Origin of the sequence: Shewanella sp. 11B5 (assembly GCF_002836795.1) — a bacterium.
Classification (GTDB): Bacteria; Pseudomonadota; Gammaproteobacteria; order Enterobacterales; family Shewanellaceae; genus Shewanella; species Shewanella frigidimarina.
In genome coordinates this window covers 1-1,883 of record NZ_PJAP01000737.1, presented here as the reverse complement: position 1 = coordinate 1,883, position 1,883 = coordinate 1, and the positions used below count along the sequence as shown (strand labels likewise).

2 protein-coding genes are annotated in these 1,883 nt (G+C 40.9%); both read left to right on the top strand.

The features are described 5' to 3' along the window. Positions 1 to 237: putative quinol monooxygenase (locus CXF78_RS15915; protein WP_102037331.1), on the top strand; the 237-nt coding region annotated here is incomplete at its 5' end. Positions 238 to 375: 138 nt separating this feature from the next. Next, positions 376 to 1,845: an ATP-binding cassette domain-containing protein gene (locus CXF78_RS15910; RefSeq protein ID WP_102037330.1), complete on the top strand. Its 1,470-nt coding sequence runs from the start codon at positions 376 to 378 to the stop codon at positions 1,843 to 1,845. The last annotated feature ends 38 nt before the right edge of the window (positions 1,846 to 1,883 follow it).

Genomic DNA, 1,883 nt, shown 5'->3' with positions numbered 1-1,883 from the left:
TTAGTAAAAACTGAGTTGGTGAAGCTGATTGAAGTCACTCGTGCTGAAGAAGGGTGTATTAGTTATGATTTACACCGAGACAATGAAAACTCTGCCCACTTTATGTTTTATGAGACTTGGCAGACCCGTGAATTATGGCGTGTGCATATGGAAAATCAGCATTTAGCCGATTTTGTGGCTGCAACTCAAGGTGCAGTTGATGAATTTACGTTGAATGAAATGACCGTTATCGGCTAGTTTTATGTAAGTTGGCGATTTAATTGAGTGACATCCAAAAGCAGAACATAAAATGTTCTGCTTTTTTGTCGATTTTTTTTAGTATCTTATGAGACACTCAAGTGATGAATCGCTTTAAATACAAGGATAAGTGACAAGATGGAAATCAGATTTACGCAGTTGCAGTGCAGTTCATCGAGTGTCACTGTCGACATTAATGATTGGGTTATTGAGCCTCAACAATCTTGGGGGGTATTTAGCACCGAAGGTGATGTAGGTGCATTGCTTGGCCAGTTATTAACTCAGCAAATTGATGCGCAAACCTTAACGTACAGTGGCGATATTATCGGTGTCACGCCAGCAAGTGTGGCATTTGTGTCATTGCTTGAGCAACAATCACTGCTTGAAGCTATTTTAGAGCAAGATGACAGCGAATCACTGGGATATACCGATCCTAAAACGACCGTGTTTGGGGTTGTTTTTAATCAATGCCATGACAATGACTTAACCCATCAATTGCTGCAGCAATTAGATTTAACGCATTTAAGCTTAAGTCCTTTTGCTCAATTGTCTACCGGTGAAGGCCGCAGAGTAATGCTTGCTCGTGCAGTAGCAACTCAAGTGCCTTTTTTAGTGCTCGACGAACCTTATGCAGGTCTTGATGTTGCGCACAGACAGACTCTCACAGAATATTTACAACAATTATCTCAAACCAAACAGATACTGGTCGTGGTGTCGCGTGAAGAAGATATGCCAGACTGGATTGAACATGTTGCTATGTTTAGTCATGGTAAATTAGACAGCATGATGACCAAATTACAGTGGGATAATCATCCTGTTATTGCCCAGTTAACGGCGCAAGCGGGTCAACAAAGTGATGATATATTGGCGCTAATTCGTCGTCACAGACACAAGCCATTATTTGCTAACCCGGTTTTTCAGTTAAACAATGGACGAGTGGCTTACAGCGATAAAGTTATTTTTTCGGGCGTGAACTGGCGTATTGATAATGGTGTGCATTGGCAAGTAAAAGGGCCAAATGGTTGCGGTAAAAGTACTTTACTGGGGCTTATTTTTGGCGACCATCCACAATGTTACAGCAACGACATTGATATTTTTGGTAACAAAAGAGGTTCAGGCGAGAGCATTTGGGAAATAAAAAAACACATCGGTATGGTGTCTTCGGCATTACATCTGCAATATCGGGTTAACTGTAGCGCACTGGATGTGATTGTTTCTGGTTTTTATGATTCTATTGGTTTGTACCAAAAACCGACGGCACAGCAAATATCTGTCGCTACAGAATGGTTGGCCATTTTACACATGGGTCATTTAAGTAAAACCGCTTTTCGACAATTAGAATATGGCCAGCAACGTTTATTACTCATCGCTCGCGCCATTGTCAAACAACCCACCTTATTGATCCTCGATGAGCCTTATCAAGGTTTGGATTATTTGGGACGACGACTGATTAAAAATGCCCTTGAACTCATTGCCAAAGAACACTTAAGTCAATTGTTGTATGTCTCGCATTATCAAGAAGATAGCCTAGACAGTATTCAGCACTATATTGAATTTGTGAAAGATGAAAACCAAGATGGTTATCGGGCGGTGGTTTCTCAGGGGTAATACCGTCGTGTTAAAAGAGTTTCTAAATAGCTAACTTA